Source organism: Acidimicrobiia bacterium, assembly GCA_035651955.1.
In the GTDB taxonomy this organism is placed as follows: Bacteria; Actinomycetota; Acidimicrobiia; order IMCC26256; family JAMXLJ01; genus JAMXLJ01.
Genome location: DASRES010000024.1, coordinates 103,470 through 116,004 on the forward strand (window position 1 = coordinate 103,470; position 12,535 = coordinate 116,004).

General features: G+C 72.0%; 15 protein-coding genes. 5 read left to right on the plus strand and 10 right to left on the minus strand.

The features are described 5' to 3' along the window. Nucleotides 1-43 precede the first annotated feature (43 nt). From VFC33_06600 to VFC33_06610, 3 genes are read left to right on the plus strand one after another with little or no spacing between them, the layout of a single operon-like run. Complete coding sequence (locus VFC33_06600; protein HZR12906.1) at nt 44-1,339, plus strand: glycosyltransferase family 4 protein; 1,296 nt, start codon at nt 44-46, stop codon at nt 1,337-1,339. After that, entirely contained in the window at nt 1,339-2,118 is a 780-nt protein-coding gene (locus VFC33_06605) for a class I SAM-dependent methyltransferase (protein HZR12907.1), read from the plus strand. Before VFC33_06600 ends, VFC33_06605 begins: the two co-directional genes overlap by 1 nt. Continuing rightward, entirely contained in the window at nt 2,115-3,212 is a 1,098-nt protein-coding gene (locus VFC33_06610) for a prenyltransferase (GenBank protein ID HZR12908.1), read from the plus strand. Before VFC33_06605 ends, VFC33_06610 begins: the two co-directional genes overlap by 4 nt. 4 nt (nt 3,213-3,216) lie before the next feature. Here the strand turns inward: VFC33_06610 and VFC33_06615 are convergent, their stop codons facing one another. The 4 genes from VFC33_06615 to VFC33_06630 are packed head-to-tail and all read right to left on the minus strand — an operon-like array spanning nt 3,217 to nt 6,485. Next, entirely contained in the window at nt 3,217-3,798 is a 582-nt protein-coding gene (locus VFC33_06615; GenBank protein ID HZR12909.1) for a dihydrofolate reductase family protein, read from the minus strand. 16 nt (nt 3,799-3,814) lie between these two features. Next, nucleotides 3,815-4,210, minus strand: a complete 396-nt coding sequence (locus tag VFC33_06620) for a nitroreductase family deazaflavin-dependent oxidoreductase (protein HZR12910.1) — start codon at nt 4,208-4,210, stop codon at nt 3,815-3,817. Between the two features lie 5 nt (nt 4,211-4,215). After that, a complete protein-coding gene (locus VFC33_06625; protein HZR12911.1) occupies nt 4,216-4,785 on the minus strand; it encodes a class I SAM-dependent methyltransferase in 570 nt (189 codons plus the stop codon). A gap of 59 nt (nt 4,786-4,844) precedes the next feature. Next, nucleotides 4,845-6,485, minus strand: a complete 1,641-nt coding sequence (locus tag VFC33_06630) for a methylmalonyl-CoA mutase family protein (GenBank protein HZR12912.1) — start codon at nt 6,483-6,485, stop codon at nt 4,845-4,847. 141 nt (nt 6,486-6,626) lie between these two features. Here VFC33_06630 and glpX point away from each other — a divergent pair, with 141 nt between their 5' ends. Both glpX and VFC33_06640 read left to right on the plus strand, forming a co-directional pair. Beyond that, nucleotides 6,627-7,616: a class II fructose-bisphosphatase gene (glpX, locus tag VFC33_06635; protein ID HZR12913.1), complete on the plus strand. Its 990-nt coding sequence runs from the start codon at nt 6,627-6,629 to the stop codon at nt 7,614-7,616. Nucleotides 7,617-7,696: 80 nt separating this feature from the next. Further along, nucleotides 7,697-7,963 (plus strand): hypothetical protein, encoded by a 267-nt coding sequence (locus tag VFC33_06640; protein HZR12914.1) that lies wholly within the window; start codon nt 7,697-7,699, stop codon nt 7,961-7,963. A 16-nt stretch (nt 7,964-7,979) separates the two neighbouring features. On the opposite strand, the gene VFC33_06645 is transcribed toward VFC33_06640, so the two are convergent. From VFC33_06645 to atpD, 6 genes are all read right to left on the minus strand, one after another. After that, the gene (locus tag VFC33_06645; GenBank protein ID HZR12915.1) at nt 7,980-8,381 is read right to left on the minus strand and encodes a hypothetical protein; all 402 of its coding nucleotides are present in this window, start codon (nt 8,379-8,381) and stop codon (nt 7,980-7,982) included. A 350-nt stretch (nt 8,382-8,731) separates the two neighbouring features. Beyond that, nucleotides 8,732-9,385, minus strand: a complete 654-nt coding sequence (locus VFC33_06650) for a SigE family RNA polymerase sigma factor (GenBank protein ID HZR12916.1) — start codon at nt 9,383-9,385, stop codon at nt 8,732-8,734. Nucleotides 9,386-9,451: 66 nt separating this feature from the next. Beyond that, nucleotides 9,452-10,420 (minus strand): GNAT family N-acetyltransferase, encoded by a 969-nt coding sequence (locus VFC33_06655; GenBank protein ID HZR12917.1) that lies wholly within the window; start codon nt 10,418-10,420, stop codon nt 9,452-9,454. A 4-nt stretch (nt 10,421-10,424) separates the two neighbouring features. After that, nucleotides 10,425-11,216, minus strand: coding sequence for a hypothetical protein (locus VFC33_06660; GenBank protein ID HZR12918.1), 792 nt, complete (start codon nt 11,214-11,216; stop codon nt 10,425-10,427). 184 nt (nt 11,217-11,400) lie between these two features. Further along, complete coding sequence (gene atpC, locus VFC33_06665) at nt 11,401-11,670, minus strand: ATP synthase F1 subunit epsilon (protein HZR12919.1); 270 nt, start codon at nt 11,668-11,670, stop codon at nt 11,401-11,403. Beyond that, a partial coding sequence (gene atpD, locus VFC33_06670; GenBank protein ID HZR12920.1) for a F0F1 ATP synthase subunit beta occupies nt 11,670-12,535 on the minus strand: 866 nt, incomplete at its 5' end. The genes atpC and atpD, both read right to left, overlap by 1 nt.

Genomic DNA, 12,535 nt, shown 5'->3' on the forward strand with positions numbered 1-12,535 from the left:
AACATTTGCCCGAGGACCCGGATCCTCGGCAGGCTTGTCGGTCATGTCCCCGGAGCGTCCCCTTCGCGTCGCGTGGCTCGTCTACCGGGGAAACCCCCACTGCGGTGGCCAGGGCGTCTACACGCGCTATCTCGCGCGTGAGCTGACCGAGCTCGGCCATCACGTCGAGGTCTTCTCGGGCCCGCCCTACCCCGACCTCGACGACCCGTCGCAGCTCGTCCCGGTTCCCAGCCTCGACCTGTACCGGGCCGACAACCCGTTCCGGGTGCCGTGGCCGCACGAGCTGCGCACGACCGTCGACCTGCGCGAGGTCGCGATCATGTGCGGCGCGGGCTTCCCCGAGCCGTACACCTTCAGCCTGCGCGTCCGCCGCATGCTGCGCGAGCGCCGGCACGACTTCGACCTCGTCCACGACAACCAGTGCCTGGGGTCGGGGCTCCTGGGCGCCATGCGCGACGGCTGGCCGCTCGCGGCCACGCTCCACCACCCGATCACGGTCGACCGCGATCTCGACCTCGCACACACCACGAACCCGTGGCGCCGGCTCACGATGCGGCGTTGGTACGGCTTCCTCGAGATGCAGATGCGCGTCGCGCGGCAGATCCCGCGCCTCGTCACCGTGTCGGCGTCCTCGAAGCGCGACATCGTCCAGCAGATGGGCGTCCCCGAGGACCGGTTGCACATCGTGCCGGTCGGTGTGGACCCGGCGATCTTCCGTCCGATGCCGGGTGTCGCGCGCGTGAAGGGCCGCATCATGACGACCGCGAGCGCGGACGTGCCGATGAAGGGCCTGACGCCGTTGCTCGAGGCGCTCGCGAAGGTCCGCGTCGAGCGGGACGACGCCCATCTCGTCGTCATCGGGCGCCCGAAGGAGCGCAGCCGCATCCCCGCGCTCATCGAGCAGCTCGGTGTCGAACGCGCGGTCACGTTCGTGTCGAAGGTCCCGCAGGAGCGGATCGTCGAGCTGTACGCCGAGGCCGAGCTCGCCGTCGTGCCGTCGCTCTACGAAGGCTTCTCGCTGCCCGCGATCGAGGCCATGGCGTGCGGGGTGCCGCTCGTGGCAACGACCGGCGGCGCGCTGCCCGAGGTCGTCGGCACCGACGGCGAGACCGCGCTGACCGTTCCCCCCGGCGACCCGTCCGCCCTCGCGTCACGCATCCTCGTGCTGCTCGGCGACGCGGATCTCCGTGCACGCATCGGCGACGCCGGCCGCCGGCGTGTCCTCGACCGGTTCACGTGGCGCGCCACCGCGCAGGGGACCGTCGACAACTGGCGCGCGCTGCTCGAGGAACGCGCCCGCGCCGGTCTCCTGCCGCCCGCGGACGCGGGGGCGCGCTGATGCTGACCGTCGACTTCGACCGCCTCGACCTCCGCCCCGGCATGCGCGTGCTCGACATGGGCTGCGGCGGCGGCCGGCACGCGTTCGCCGCGTGGCGCGCCGGCGCGATCGTCGTCGCGCTCGACGCGAGCGCGCCCGAGCTGCGTGACGTGCGCGCCGTCGTCGGCGGGATGCTCGACGCCGGGGAGCTGCCCGGTGGCGCGCCGGGCGGCGCGGTCCAGGGCGACGCGCTCGCGCTGCCGTTCCCGGACGGCTCGTTCGACCGGGTCATCGCGTCCGAGGTGCTCGAGCACATCTGGGAGGACGAACCCGCGATGCGCGAGCTCGTCCGCGTCCTGCGTCCCGGCGGGACGATCGCGGTGACCGTCCCGGCCCGCGGACCCGAGCGCATCTGCTGGGCGCTCGACCGTGACTACCACGACACGCCGGGCGGCCACATCCGGATCTACCGGCAGCCCGACCTCGTCGCCAAGCTCGAGCGCGCCGGCGTCGCCGTCAACGGCTCCCATCGCGCGCACGCGCTGCACTCGCCGTACTGGTGGATCCGGTGCGCGGGCGGCGTGGACCGTCCCGACCGGTTCCTGGCCCGCCGCTACCACCGCTTCCTCGTGTGGGAGCTGACCCACCGGCCGCGCTGGACGCAGGCGCTCGACCGCACCCTGAACCCGGTGCTCGGCAAGAGCGTCGTCGTGTACGGCAAGAAGGGCGCTCCCGCGCCGGCGGAGCGCGACGACCACACGCACTCGGCCAGTCGCGTTCCTGCCGGGGCGGCGTCGTGACCCTCCCCGCGGTCGACGGCGTGATCACGCCGGCCGAGATCGCGGAGACGGTCGACGCGATCGCGTCGGTGCAGCTCGCGGACGGCAACATCCCGTGGTTCGCGGGCGGCCACACCGACCCGTGGAACCTCGTCGAGGCTGCGATGGCACTCGACGTCGGCGGGCGTCACGTGCAGGCCGAGGCCGCGTACGAGTGGCTCCGCGGCATGCAACGCGCCGACGGCGCGTGGCACGCGTACTACCAGGGCAACGGCGTGAAGGACGTCGCCCTCGACACGAACGTCACGTGCTACGTCGCGAACGGCGTGCTGCACCACTACCTGTCGACCGGCGACGACCTCTTCCTCGCGCGCTTCTGGCCCGTGGTCGAGCGCGCCATCGACTTCGCGCTGTCGCACCAGCGCGAGACGGGCGAGATCGCGTGGCGCGGTGACGATCCCGGCGACGGTGCGCTGCTCACCGGGTCGTCCAGCATCCACGCGAGCCTCCGTTGCGCGGTCGTGCTCGCGGAGCACCTCGGTCGCGAGCGTCCCGACTGGGAGCTGTCGCTCGGATCGCTCGCGCACGCGGTCGAGCACCGCGAGGACGCGTTCCTGGACAAGTCGCGTTGGGCGATGGACTGGTACTACCCGGTTCTCGGCGGCGTGCTGCGCGGCGACGCGGCGCAGGAGCGCATCGCGCAGGGCTGGGACACGTTCGTCGTCGACGGTCGTGGCGTCCGCTGCGTGTCCGACCGGCCGTGGATCACCGCCGCGGAGACGTGCGAGCTCGTTCTCGCACTCGACGCGATCGGCGAGCGTGAACGCGCGCTCGAGCTGTTCGCCGCGGTGCAGTTCCTCCGCGCCGACGGCGGCGGCTACTGGACGGGCGCGAACTTCGACGGCGGCCGCTTCCACGTCGACGGCCAGCTGTACCCCGTCGAGCAGCCGACGTGGAACTCGGGCGTCGTCGTGCTCGCCGCGCACGCGCTCGGCGGATCGGGGTTGACCGCAGGCTTCTTCCGCGGCGAAGGCCTGCCGGCCGGCCTCGACCGGGAAGCGCTCCTCGCCGAGCTCGAGGTCGTCTCCCGCCGCCGGCGCGGCATGGTCGAGTGACACGTCAGCGGTCCCGCTCGTAGCTCAGCATCACCACGCCCGTCGGAGTGGGCGTCGCGTCGAGCAGTCGCAACGGCTGCGGCGAGGAGAACGCGCCGAACAACCGCTGACCCGTGCCGAGCAGCAACGGGTGCAGGAAGAGGCGGTACGTGTCGACGAGATCCTGCGCGACGAGCTGCTCGACGAGCACGCCGCTGCCGAGCACGACGACCGAGTCGTACATCGCCTTCAGGCGCGCGACGGCGTCCGCGAGGTCGCCCTCCAGGACGTGCGCGTTGTTCCAGCTCAGCTCGGTCAATGTCCGCGTCGCGACGTACTTCGGCGCGCGGTTGAGGTGCGCGGCCATCCGGTTCTCGTCGGGCTGGTCGGGCCAGAACCGGATCATGCCCTCGTAGGTCCGCCGGCCGAAGAGGTACGCGGAGCGCTCGACGAAGCCGGCGACGGCCGACTCGGACTCGACGGGATGACGGTACGGCGCGCCCCAGCCGCCGCGCTCGAACCCACGGTCGCGGTCGTCGCCGGGCGAGGCGAACCCCTGCACGACGCCGTCGAGGGTCACGAACTCCACGACCCCGAGCTGTCCCATCGACACTCCCTCGCCGTCAGGAGGCCGGCTCGAGCCGGAACACGGGGTGGTCGTGCGGATCGGGCAGCTGCGCGAACTGCGAACGGACCTGCCGGCCCCAACGTTGCAGGTAGGCGTCGATGATCGGCGGCTTCGCGCCGTCGTCGACCTCCGTCGCACGGACCCGCTCCCGCTTGCCCCGCCGCGACAGCTCGCCGTCGCCCGCGGCGCGCAGGTTGCGCACCCACTGCGTGTCCCCGCGTGGTGCGACGAGGTACCGCGAGCCCTCGTACGTCAACACGTTCACCGGTACGGAGTGCGGCGCACCTGTGGTCCGGCCGCGCACCGTCAACGTGGTCGCGAGACCGAGCGCACGGACGATCGGGTTGGCGACCGTCTTCGTGAACCAGTCGGGTGCGAGGTACTGCGCCATCGTCGTCACTCCCGTCGCAGGACGCGCAGGCTGCCCGTCGTCGTGACGGGTTCGAAGCCGTCGGCCACCGCGCGCTGCCACACGTGGAACGGCGCCTGTCCGCCGTCCGCCGGGTCCTCGAACACGTCGTGGATCGCGAGGAGTCCACCACGCGCGACGTGTCGCGCCCAGCTCGCGTAGTCGCGCATCGCGACGTCCTCGGCGTGACCACCGTCGACGAACAGCAGCCCGACCGGCGTCGACCAGTGACGCGCCACCGTCGCCGACTCCCCGACCACCGCGATCACGACGTCCTCGAGGCCGGCCCGCTCGATCGTCCGCCGGAAGAACGGCAACGTGTCCATCCTCCCGGTGGCGGGATCGACGACGTCGCGATCGTGGTGCTCCCACCCGGCCTGGTTCTCCTCCGAGCCCCGGTGGTGGTCGACGGTGAACAGCACCGTCCCACCCGCGCGCGCGGCCGCGCCGAGGTAGACGGCGGACTTGCCGCAATACGTCCCGATCTCGAGCAGCGGGCCGACGCGCGCCGCCGCGATCCCCGCCTCGTGCAGCGCGAGGCCCTCGCCGTCGGGCATGAAGCCCTTCGCGGCGCGCGCGACGTCGAGCAGTCCGTCGTCGATCGTGCGCGGCACCGTCAGATGACCGGGTGCTCGCGGTGACGGCCGAACACTTGCGCGAGCGCGTCCATGACCTCGCCGACGGTCGCGTAGGCCCGCACGGCGTCGAGCAGGCTCGGCACGACGTTCGTCGTCGGCTCGGCGGCGGCGTCGGTCACCGCCTCGAGCGCGCGTGCGACGCCGTCGGAGTCGCGCGACTGCTTCACCGCGTCGAGCCGCTTGAGCTGGAGCTCCTCGGCCTCGGGCCCGATGTGGAGGATCTCGGGCGGCGCGTCGTCGTTGCCCTCCGTGAACGCGTTGACGCCGACGACGACATGACGGCCATCGTTCAGCTTGCGTTCGAGCTCGTACGCGGCATCCGCGATCTCGTGCTGGAACCAGCCCTGCTCGATCCCGCGCAGGACGCCTTCGAGGATCGAGCCGTCACCGAGGTCGTCGAGGTGGGCGAACACCTCCTCGGCACGGCGCTCGACGTCGTCGGTGAGCTCCTCGACGAACCACGATCCGCCCAAGGGGTCCGCGACGTTGGCGACGCGCGTCTCGTGGGCGATCACCTGCTGGGTGCGCAACGCGAGGCGCGCGGCCTTCTCGGTCGGCAGCGCCAGCACCTCGTCCATCGAGTTCGTGTGCAGGCTCTGCGTCCCACCGAGCACCCCGGCCAGGGCCTCGATGGCCGTCCGCACGAGGTTGACCTCCGGCTGCTGCGCGGTCAGCGACACCCCCGCGGTCTGCGTGTGGAACCGGAGCTGCATCGACCGCTCCGCACGCGCGCCGTACCGGTCGCGCAACCACCGCGCCCAGATGCGACGCGCGGCGCGGTACTTCGCGATCTCCTCGAAGAAGTCGACGTGCGCGTTGAAGAAGAAGCTCAACCGGGGCACGAACTCGTCGACGTCGAGCCCCCGCGCGAGCCCCGACTCCACGTACGCGAACCCGTTCGCGAGCGTGAACGCGAGCTCCTGCACCGCGGTCGAGCCGGCCTCGCGGATGTGGTACCCCGACACCGATACTGCGTGCCACCGCGGCATCTCCGCCGCGCAGAACGCGATCGTGTCCGCGACGAGCCGCATCGACGGACGGGGCGGGAACACGTACTCCTTCTGGGCCTGGTACTCCTTCAGGATGTCGTTCTGCAGCGTCCCGCCGAGGTCGGCGCGCGGCGTGCCCGCCGCCTCGGCGGTCGCGACGTACATCGCCAGCAGCACCGCGGCCGGGGAGTTGATCGTCATCGACGTCGTCACCGCGCCGAGGTCGATCCCTCGGAACAGGTCCTCGACGTCCGCCAGCGTGTCGACCGCCACGCCGCACTTGCCGACCTCGCCGAGCGAGAGCACGTCGTCCGAGTCGCGGCCCATCAGCGTCGGCAGGTCGAAGGCCGTCGAGAGCCCGTCACCGCCCGCCTCGAGCAGCTCGCGGAACCGGCGGTTCGTGTCCGGGGCGGTCCCGAACCCCGCGAACATCCGCATCGTCCACAGCTTCGAGCGATACATCGAGGCGTACGGCCCGCGCGTGTACGGCCACTGCCCCGGGAACAGGCCGTCCTCCGGCCCGTAGACGGGTTCGACCGGGATGCCCGAGTGCGTGGTGAAGTCGGCGTCGCGGCGCGTCGACGCCGCGAACGCATGGTCCCACGCCTCGCGTCCCCGGTTGGTCTCCATAGCTCCCTCGGCCGCGCCATGACGGGCGTGCTTCGCCCGCATGATCGCGCGGCCTGGACGGCACCGACGCCCCGCTGACCCGGTCGTCCGGTGTCGGTAGGCTGCGGGACCCCCCCTCCCGCCACGTCAGGAGCGACCGGCATGGACGAGCGCCCGACCCCAGATCGCAACCTCGCCCTCGAGCTCGCCCGCGTCACGGAGGCGGCGGCGCTGGCGGCCGGGCGGTGGATGGGCAGGGGCGACAAGAACTCGGCCGACGGCGCGGCCGTCGACGCGATGCGTCTCGTGCTCAACAGCGTGTCGATGGACGGGGTCGTCGTGATCGGCGAGGGCGAGAAGGACGAGGCGCCCATGCTGTTCAACGGCGAGCAGATCGGCAGCGGCGGGCCCGCCTGCGACATCGCGGTCGACCCGATCGACGGCACGACGTTGACGTCGCTCGGCCGCCCGAACGCGATCGCCGTGATCGCGCTCGCCGAGCGCGGGACGATGTTCGACCCCGGTCCGTGCGTGTACATGGAGAAGGTCGCGGCGGGGCCCGAGGCCGCCGACGTGATCAACGTCGAGGCGTCGGTCACCGACAACCTCAACGCGGTGGCCAAGGCTCTCGGGCTGGACGTCGACGACGTCACGGCCGTCATCCTCGACCGGCCGCGTCACGAGGACATCATCAAGGAGTGCCGTGAGGCGGGCGCGCGCATCCGCCTCATCCCGGACGGCGACGTCGCCGGCGCGATCTCGACGGCGTGGGCGGACAGCGGCGCGAACGTGCTGTTCGGCATCGGCGGCACGCCGGAGGGCGTCATCGCCGCGTGCGCGCTCAAGTGCCTCGGCGGCGCGATCCAGGGCAAGCTCTGGCCCCGCAACGACGCCGAGCGCCAGGAAGCGATCGACCGGGGGTACGACCTCGACCGCGTCCTGACCACGGACGACCTGGTCGCGGGTGAGGACGTGTTCTTCTCCGCGACCGGCATCACCGACGGCGAGCTCCTGCGCGGCGTCCGCTACTTCGGGCACGGCGCCCGGACGCAGACCCTCGTGATGCGCTCGAAGTCCGGCACGATCCGCCGGATCGACGCGACCCACCGCTGGCAGAAGCTCATGCGGTACAGCGCGTTGAAGTTCGACTGATTTCGCGCCCACCGCTTGCGTCAATCGGACAAATCGGGCATAGTCCTCGACCTGGTTCGTGGTGGGACTGGGACGGCACGATGCTCGGGACGACGTTGCCGGCGTGGCTCGACTTCTCGACGCTGCGTTGGATCACAGCGGTGGTGGTGGGCCTCGGCGCGGCCGGTGCCGTGCTCGGGGTGGCGAAGGCGCGGGGCGCGGCGGCGAAGCTCGCCGTGCTCGCGCTGATGGTCGGGGTCATGGTGGGCGCCGTGCACTACCGCTCGACGATGGAGACGAGCCGCCGCACGTGCTCCACGATCCTCTTCGACGCCCACGTCCGCACGCCGGGCTGCCCGATCCACTGATCGACCGGTCAGCCGATCACGGCGGGCACGTCACGGCGCCGAGCGCGAGTCCCAGCGCGTCGCACGCGGTCGCGTGCGACACCTTCCAGCCACCGTCGACGTGCACGGCCGACCCGTCGTAGGGAAACGATCCGATCGACGGGACGACGAGCTCGTAGCGGACGGCGGCATGGGCCGGGTCCGTGAAGACGATCGCGTCGACGATCGCGCTCGTACCGCTCACGATGTCGCCCTGCTTCTGCAACGCCTGCTGGAAGAGGGGGATCAGCACCGCGCCGCGCTCGACGGCCGTCGCGCGCACTGCGGGCGGGCTGTTCGGTTGGAACGTCGTTGCGAATGCGGCACCGACGGCCGCGCGTGCTCCCGCCGGGTCGACGGGCTGCCGTCCTGGTGCCGGCAACGGCGGCGGCTGCGGCACGGGCGCGGTGGTGGGCGAAGGACCGCCGGGCCACGTGGTCGGCGTCGTGCCGAGCGATGAGGGTGGGATCGACGGGACGAGCGATGGCTGCGTCAGCGGGCGCGGAGAGGAGGGCACCGTTGTGAGACGGGCGGGCGACGGCACATCCGCACGCAACACGAGCACCGTGAAGGTCGCGCACACCACGGCCGCGGCGACAGAGATCACGCGTCCGACCGTCCGCTGACGCGCCCGTACTCGGGCTCGCTCACCAGCACGGGACGCGAGGCCGGGCGACGGAACGTAGTCGTCGACGGCCGAGTGCAACGCCCCCCGGATGCGGGCCTCCAGCGTGCGGTCGGTCGTCGTCCTCATCGCTCGGAACCCACCTCGTGGCGCAGTCGCTCGAGTGCGCGCGAGCAACGTGACTTCACGGTCCCGATCCGTATGCCGAGCGTCCGCGCGGTCTCCTCCTCGCTGAGGTCCTCGTAGAACCGCAGGACGATGACGTCGCGTTGCTTCGCCGGCAGCGCGCGTATGGCGGCAAGGAGCTGCGCGCGATCGTCCACATTGCGTTCGTCCGAGATGCCAGCGCGCCAGTCGACACGCCGTCGTTGCTCCTCGCGCGCCTCGACGACCCGGCGGCGGAACCGGCCTCGGATCTCGTTCAGGACCGCCCGGCGCAGGTACGCATCGACGTCGGCGACCGTGCCGCGCGAGAACCTGGGCCAGACGCGTGCGTACGCCTCTGCGACGGCGTCCTCGGCCAGCGCGCGGTCGCCACAATGAGCGAGCGCGAGCCGGACGAGTCCGACGTAGTGCTCGTCGAAGACCTGCGCGAACGATCCGGCGTCGCGTGCGCGCGAGGCGCTGTCGGGAACGCACTCGGCAAGGCCGTCGAGGTCGACGTCGTCCCGGGCCGGCACGGCGACCGGCCACGGCGCGCCTCCGGACGCGAGCGCGGGCGATGGGAAGGGGTCACCCGAGAACGCGGACGGCCCACCGGGCTCGGGCGGCGCGGTCACACCCGTCCAGATGCACCGGCCGCCCGCGCCGTTCCAAATTCTCGCGTCGCCCGCGCCTCCGTTCGCTCAGCGGAGGTCGCGGCGCATCTGGACGAACTCGGCGCCTGCGAGCCACTCGGTGAACGTCGCCTCGACCCGCCAGCCGCGCTGCTCGTAGAACCCGACCGCCCGCGATCCGGCGTCCGTCCGCAGCGCGAGCCGGGTACAGCCGCGGCGCGCCGCGAGCGACTCGAACGACGCGAGCAGGTGCGACCCGATGCCGTGCCCGCGGGCGTCGTCCGCGACGACGAGCTCCGACAGGTATCCGACGCCGAGACCCGTCCAGCCGGTCGCGACGCCAACGACGCGGCCGCCGTGGCGCGCCGCGAGCGCGAACGGGTGACGCTCCCACCGCGTCCCCGGCCCGAAGCGGGCCTCGTCGTGGCGCGACCAAACCCGCTCGGCGAACCCGCGCGCCTCGGGGTCGAGCGCCTCGGACTCGGTGATCTCGAGCTCGAGCGAGCCGCGCCCGCGCACGGCGACGCCACCGAAGGAGAAGTCCGCGATCGGCGTCCAGACGCCGTGCTCACCCTGGAGGACGTGCACGCGGTCGACCAGGAACGCCGCCCGGAAGTCGGCGAGCGCGGCCACCGCCGCCTCGATGCGTTCCGGTGACGCGCCGTCGCGCAAGGTCACGTGGGGCACGAACGGCCAGTCGACGGGGCGCTCGAACGGTGGGCGGAACACCGCGTCCTTCAACGCGACGAGCGCGTCCACGTCGCCGCCGACACCGAGGTAGCACACCGGCGTGGCCGGGAGGAAGGTCGTCGCGGGACCGATCACGAGCGTGAACGGCTCCGTCCGCACGACGACCTGCCGGAGCAACGCGAACCCGGTGACGAGGTCGTCCTCGCGCACGTTGACCGGTGGGACCAGCGTGACGTGGGCGGGGATGCTCCCGAGCGAGTCGTCACCGAGCGCGCGCCGGAGCGCGTCGACCTGCTCGCGCACCCCGGCCGGTATCAGCACGACGACTCCGAGTCTGCGGCGGGGCACGCGCTCAGCTCCCCGACCGCAGGATCGGCCACGCGTCGCTGCGCGTCGTGTCGAAGTCGTACATCGACCAGCCGAGGACGTGCACCGCGTGCGCGGCCCGCACGAACGCGCGGTCGTCGTCCGCGGTCGCGGCGTCCGCGATCCCGCCGATGACGTGGACGGGCGCATCCGCGACGCCGAGGTCCGCTCGGACGCGTTCGACGGACTGCGCCACGTACGTCGCCGCGTCGTGCAACGGCGACGACAGCGAGCGCAACGTCCAGTACGCCATCGGCAGCCACACGTCGAATCGCGAGGCGAGCTGCCTCCAGGGGAACGCGGGCCACAGCTTCGGGTTGACGTCCTCGAGGAGGGGCGGCGGATACACGATCGCACCGAGCGGCACGCCGCCCGTCGCGTCACGCACGCGCTCCGAGAGCGAGACGAGCCGCGCGTTGCGTGTCGCGGCGTCGGGCACGTCGTTCGTCCACTCGATGTCGAGCGCGAGCCCGTCGAACCGCTGCCCGTGTGCGCGGAAGTCGCGCAAGGCGACGACTCGCCTCAGGTCCGCGTCGACGTCCGCGAAGTGGGGGAGGTACCACGCGACGACACGCAGACCCACGCGGTGCGCTTCGACGAGGACCTCGCCGACGAGCGACCGGGACACGACGTCGTCCTCGGAGCGCCGGTCGTCCTGCGCGGCCTGCAGGTACAACGTGCGCACGCCCAACCGCGCCATGTCACGCAACGACGCGGTCGTCACCGCGGGCGACATCCCCGGCTTCTGGAACGCGGGCACGTAGTCGTAGACGTCCACCCACGTCCCCAACCCAGCAAACACACCAACGCCCGCGGCGCTCCGGGCCGGACGCCGCGACGTTCCTCCCGAGCACGCGACGACCGAGGCGACCACGGCGACGGCGATGAGCGCTCGACGAACGGTTGCGCGTCGAAGAGGCGCTGTTCGGCGAGCGGTCGTCGCCGTCGCTCGCTCCCGCCGCCTAACCCGACGCGGGCTCTTCGAGCGACGCGGCGTCGGAGAGGATGATCACGCGGTCGTCACGCACCTCGACGAACCCGCCGTCGACCTGCACGCCCTGCACGTCGCTGCCCGGCAGGATGATCCGCACCTCGCCCTGGCCCAGCGCGCCGAGGAACGGCACGTGGCCGGTCAGGAACGCGATCTCGCCGTCCGAGGTGCGGCACACGACCATCTCCGCGTCGCCGCGGAAGAGCACGGCTTCGGGCGAGACGAGCTCGACGTGCAGCATCAGCTCTGGCGCTCGAGGTCGCGCGCCTTCTCGAGCACGCTCTCGACGCCGCCCACGTTGAAGAACGCCTGCTCGGGGACGTCGTCGAGCTCGCCGTCCACGAGCTTCTCGAAGCTCTCGACGGTCTCCTCGACCGGCACGTAGATCCCCTTCAGGCCGGTGAACACCTCACCGACGAAGAACGGCTGCGACAGGAACCGCTGGATCTTGCGGGCGCGCTGGACCGTGACCTTGTCCTCCTCGGACAGCTCGTCGAGACCGAGGATGGCGATGATGTCCTGCAGCTCCTTGTAGCGCTGCAGCACCTCCTGCACGCGCCGCGCCACCTGGTAGTGGCGGTCGCCGACGACCTCGGGCGCGAGGATCGTCGACGTCGACGCGAGCGGGTCGACGGCCGGGTAGATGCCGAGCGCGGCGATCTCGCGTGCGAGCTCGGTGGTCGCGTCGAGGTGGGTGAACGTCGTGAACGGTGCCGGGTCGGTGTAGTCGTCGGCCGGCACGTACACAGCCTGGACCGAGGTGATCGACCGACCTCTGGTCGAGGTGATCCGCTCCTGCAGCTCGCCCATCTCGTCGGCCAGCGTCGGCTGGTACCCCACGGCGGACGGCATCCGTCCGAGCAGGGTCGACACCTCGGAGCCCGCCTGCACGAACCGGAAGATGTTGTCGACGAACAGGAGCACGTCCTGGTTCTGCACGTCGCGGAAGTACTCGGCCATGGTGAGAGCGGCCAGCCCCACCCGGAGCCGGACCCCGGGCGGCTCGTCCATCTGCCCGTACACCAACGCGGCCTTCTCCATCACGCCGGACTCACGCATTTCGAGCCAGAGGTCGGTGCCTTCACGGGTCCGCTCGCCCACGCCGG

What these genes read in the sequence shown, in the direction of transcription:
- VFC33_06600 (HZR12906.1), top strand. Translation starts at nt 44, where the DNA reads ATGTCCCCGGAGCGTCCCCTTCGCGTCGCGTGGCTCGTCTACCGGGGA.
- VFC33_06605 (HZR12907.1), top strand. Translation starts at nt 1,339, where the DNA reads ATGCTGACCGTCGACTTCGACCGCCTCGACCTCCGCCCCGGCATGCGC.
- VFC33_06615 (HZR12909.1), bottom strand. Translation starts at nt 3,798, where the DNA reads ATGGGACAGCTCGGGGTCGTGGAGTTCGTGACCCTCGACGGCGTCGTG.
- VFC33_06620 (HZR12910.1), bottom strand. Translation starts at nt 4,210, where the DNA reads ATGGCGCAGTACCTCGCACCCGACTGGTTCACGAAGACGGTCGCCAAC.
- VFC33_06625 (HZR12911.1), bottom strand. Translation starts at nt 4,785, where the DNA reads ATGCCCGACGGCGAGGGCCTCGCGCTGCACGAGGCGGGGATCGCGGCG.
- VFC33_06630 (HZR12912.1), bottom strand. Translation starts at nt 6,485, where the DNA reads ATGGAGACCAACCGGGGACGCGAGGCGTGGGACCATGCGTTCGCGGCG.
- glpX (HZR12913.1), top strand. Translation starts at nt 6,627, where the DNA reads ATGGACGAGCGCCCGACCCCAGATCGCAACCTCGCCCTCGAGCTCGCC.
- VFC33_06640 (HZR12914.1), top strand. Translation starts at nt 7,697, where the DNA reads ATGCTCGGGACGACGTTGCCGGCGTGGCTCGACTTCTCGACGCTGCGT.
- atpC (HZR12919.1), bottom strand. Translation starts at nt 11,670, where the DNA reads ATGCTGCACGTCGAGCTCGTCTCGCCCGAAGCCGTGCTCTTCCGCGGC.